Annotated in this window: 3 protein-coding genes; all 3 read right to left on the reverse strand. The window is 57.4% G+C overall.

The window, feature by feature from the left end; genetic code table 11:
* Positions 1–500 (reverse strand): REP-associated tyrosine transposase (locus ACRJJO_RS13345; protein WP_431066196.1); only part of this gene is annotated, 500 nt, incomplete at its 3' end.
* 211 nt (positions 501–711) lie between these two features.
* A complete protein-coding gene (locus ACRJJO_RS13350) occupies positions 712–1,524 on the reverse strand; it encodes a type II secretion system protein GspG (RefSeq protein ID WP_431066197.1) in 813 nt (270 codons plus the stop codon).
* Positions 1,525–1,706: 182 nt separating this feature from the next.
* Positions 1,707–3,620, reverse strand: coding sequence for a hypothetical protein (locus ACRJJO_RS13355; protein ID WP_431066198.1), 1,914 nt, complete (start codon positions 3,618–3,620; stop codon positions 1,707–1,709).
* Positions 3,621–4,148: the final 528 nt, after the last annotated feature.

Raw genomic sequence — 4,148 nt, forward strand, 5'->3', positions numbered from 1 at the left:
GCTTGCCCTGCATAATTCCGCGCACTCGAATAGCGCCAGTGCTCCGGCAAATCGATATACCCGCGCTGCACCGGATTGTTATGAATGTACTCTACCTTTTGCCGCATAATCTGTTCGTTTTGAATCCACTCCGGATGGCAGCCTTCCTGCCAGAATTGATACGCTCTATCCCCTTTATGCGCCTTTTTATAAAAAGCCAATTGCTCCAGAATTTGCGTTACATTGTTTTCGGACAGATACCGGATCAAGTGCTTTGCCGTATACGATTTGAAGCGTGAGATATCTCGCTCCATATCTTCGCTCTGTACGACCAAGTGCAGATGATTTTCCAAGATCACGAACGCATAAACCTTCAAGCCGTCTTGCATCAGAAACCGCAAAGACTCCAACACAATATCGACAGTTGCGGGCCGAGTAAACACCGGAATCCAGTGCAAGACCGTGCAGGTCACGAAATGCGGTAATTTCGGATCGACAATCTTATAACGACTTCTGCCCATGTTTTACCTCCTCGATACTCTTATCAGCGCTAAACTCGCATTCGGCCGCCAGATGGATTCCCTCAGAGGACCGGTTGCACCGCCTCGTTCCCACGCTCCCGCGTGGGAATGCATACCGAAGCTTCCGGCCCGGCATGAGTTTCGTGCTTGTACTGGGCCTCGGTATGGGTTCCCACGGTGGACCGTGGGAACCAGAGTGTCTTCAGCTCTCTCACCGAAACAGACACAATACCAGATCATCTTCGCTAGGTTTAGGTTTACACCAATTGGCCTCATTGACATTGGCATAATTCACTTCGGAATCCAGCCGGCCATTCGGCCCCAAACTCACCAGCCGCGCCACATTGGCTGGAAGAATATGAGCATCAGGGTCGAAGAAGTCCTCATCGTCGGGGCTCAAACACTCATAGTCATCATCGGTCGTGTCATAACCGTCATCCGTCGAATTGATTCGGCAACGATAAGACGCAGGATAAGTCAATTCGGGATCGAGCAAAATATAACGCTGCCCCCAAGGATCGGTTAAGCCTTGCTCGTTAATATAAGGCCCGTGCCAGCCTCGCCGGGTATCCGGGTTCCACAGTTTGCCGACGTGCTCGCTATCGGTTTCGTCGTATGGAAACCGGTGCAGCATACTCAAACCGCTGTCTTGTTGTTGGGAAAAGGCATTCCGGCACCAGGCATGATATTCGTCCGCATTCGGTGTAGTGGGCAGACCGGCAAAGTCCAGTTCAGTCATGTTATCTTTATCCGCCTGATAATCCCCCGCCCGATACACCCGGCACGGCAGTTCATGGGTATCCCGTCGAAATTGCAATAAGGCTTTTCTGATTTCGGCCATTTCAAAGCGGGCGAGAGTGTCTTCGCCGTCATCTTGCACGCCTTCATAGGCGAGTAACGCGCCGCCGGCCAACACCCCCAGCAACATGATGACTGCCAGCAGCTCAAGCAAGGTAAAGCCCGCGTTACGCGAGCCTCTCTCGTTCCCACGCTCCTGCGTGGGAATGCCGACCGGCACTACCATGCCATTACAAGTCTCAACCCTGAAGCCAGCTTTGGTATGGGTTCTCGCTCGTTTCTCTCGTTCCCACGCTCCTGCGTGGGAATGCAGATCGGCGCTACCATACCAGTACAAGCCCAATTCCTGCACTCGGCTTCGGTATGGGTTCCCACGCGGAGCGTGGGAACCTGGATATACCCACCGCATCACAGCCCCCCGCGCAAGCGCACGGCTTGCATTCGACCGGCTTTCAACAGCAACCCGGCCCACAATTTACGCAAGCTCGGCTCGTCGGGATTCAGCTTCACCGCTTGCGCGGCATACGCCAACGCCTGGCTCGGTTTACCGCGATACGCCAGCAGCCGGGCGTATTCGCCCAATACCCGCGCCTTGCGATCGCCGTGTAATCTCGGATTTTCCAGCATCGCGGCATACAACGGCAACAGCGTTGCAATCGACAAGCCTTGTTGTTCGCGCAAGCGTTTGGCGGTTTGGCCGTACAACAAACCGACCGCGTTGATCGACAAGGGCGGCTGCCGCAAACGTTCGGTCAAGGCGCTCAATAACGCCGGATTCGCAGCTTTGCCTTCCAGCTCATCTAGTCGCAAGGACAAAATCGGCCCGGCCAAATAATAATCATCGACGGCTTGCAAGCCGGCGAACAAGCCGCGTAAAAAGCTTTGTAACTCGCGCATGTCCGGCGTGTCCTCGCCTTGCGCCCGGCGCTGCTCCAGCGCCGTCAACAAGGCCTCGCCGAACATCCCGGCGGTGCGTTCGCAGCGCGGATGATTCTCCCAACTGGTTTGCAGCAAACTCAAACTGCTCGACCAGACGGTGGCGCGCGCGGCGGTGGCGTAACCGCAGACGCCCAGCAACACCACAGCAAGCGCCGAGGCGCCGATACGCGGCGACATGGGCGAGCGCGGCCAGCGCCATAAGCGCGGATGCGTTAGGTAATAAGCCAGCGTCAGTAGCAGGCCGTAAGCGGGTAAATAATTGCGGTGTTCGTAAATCATGTCCAGCGCCACGATGCTCGATTCCATGACGTGACCGATCAGAAAAAAACCGATCCCTAAGCTGAACAGCGGCGCTTTTCGCTGTGCAATGACGGCCAACAGCAGCATCAGCCACCAGCCCAGCCAAGCCAACAAGGTAGTCAGCGGCGCGGTTAAACCGGTGGACAGCAGAAAATCGTCGTGAAACAAGCCCATCTGGCGAATATCCGGCCACAGCAACAGTCGCACATAAAACCACAATACCCGGCCTTGCGTCAGCACGCGCTCTTCGAAGCTGAACGGGCGATTGGCGAACGCCGCGCCCAGACCGCCGGGCTTGAACGCGCCCAAATACGCCAACGCACCCACGACCGACAGCAACAGCAGCGCTGCGCACACGCCGATTAGCCAGCGCCGGGCGCGCGGCGTGCGGCAGGCAAAATCAAACAACAGCGCTTCCAGCAACAGCGCCAGCAACGGCAACAAGACGCCGTTTTCCTTGCTCAACGCCGCCAGCGCGGTGCCGCCGATCAGCCCCACGGCCAACCAGAGCCAGCCGCTCGCCGAACGGCTATCGGTTAATAAGCGCGTGCGTCCGGTCAAATAGGCCAGCAAGCCGCCGACGGTAAACAACGCCGCCAACTGCGTCATGCGCTGCACGACATGCAGCACCGGGCTCAGATTCAGCGGATGCCATAGCCAGAGCGCCATGACCAACACGCTCAGCCACTGTCGGCGCGTCGGTGACAGCTCGGCAGCTTGACACTGTTGATAAACGGCCAATATGCGCCAGGTTAAATAGCCCAGGCTCAGGCCGGTCAACAAGTGCAAAATGAGATTGGTGAGTTTGAAATAATACGGGTCGGCGCCGGTGGCGGCATAATTCAGCGCGAAGCTCAACATGCTGACCGGACGCTTCAAAGGCCCCGCGTCGCCCGACCAGGTCGCGGCGGCAATGGCTTGGCTATCGAAGCCGTGCAGGTCTAAAAACGCGGGGTTGTTGAAAATATTCGGTTGATCGTCGAACAGCAGCGGCCCCGACAGACCGGGCAGATACAGCCATGCCGTCGCCAGCAGCAGGGCGAGAGCGGTCAATAGCGGGTATCGGTTACAGCGGTTGGGCATGGTTATTCGATGATCTTGGGTTACTCGTTCCCACGCTCCCGCGTGGGGATGAATACTGGGGCTTCCATAGCGAGAAGGGCGTCCTGCCGGTATTCGGCTTCCTCGTTCCCACGCTCCCGCGTGGGAATGCATACCGGGGCTTCCATGGCCGCTGAGCCTCTTATCGGTATTCAGCCTCGGTATGGGTTCCCACGGAGGACCGTGGGAACCAGAGCATACTGGGGCTTCCATAGCGAGAAGGGCATCCTGCCGGTATTCGGTTTCCTCGTTCCCACGCTCCCGCGTGGGAATGCATACCAGGGCTTCCATGGCCACTGAGCCTCTTATCGGTATTTAGCCTCGGTATGGGTTCCCACGGAGGACCGTGGGAACCAGGGCATACTCGGGCTTCCATAGCGAGAAGGGCGTCCTGTTGGTATTCGGCTTCCTCGTTCCCACGCTCCCGCGTGGGAATGCATACCAGGGCTTCCATAGCCACTGAGCCTCTTATCGGTATTTAGCCTCGGTATGGGTTCCCACGGAGGACCG

It is taken from the genome of Methylotuvimicrobium sp. (assembly GCF_050611805.1).
Lineage (GTDB): Bacteria > Pseudomonadota > Gammaproteobacteria > Methylococcales > Methylomonadaceae > Methylotuvimicrobium.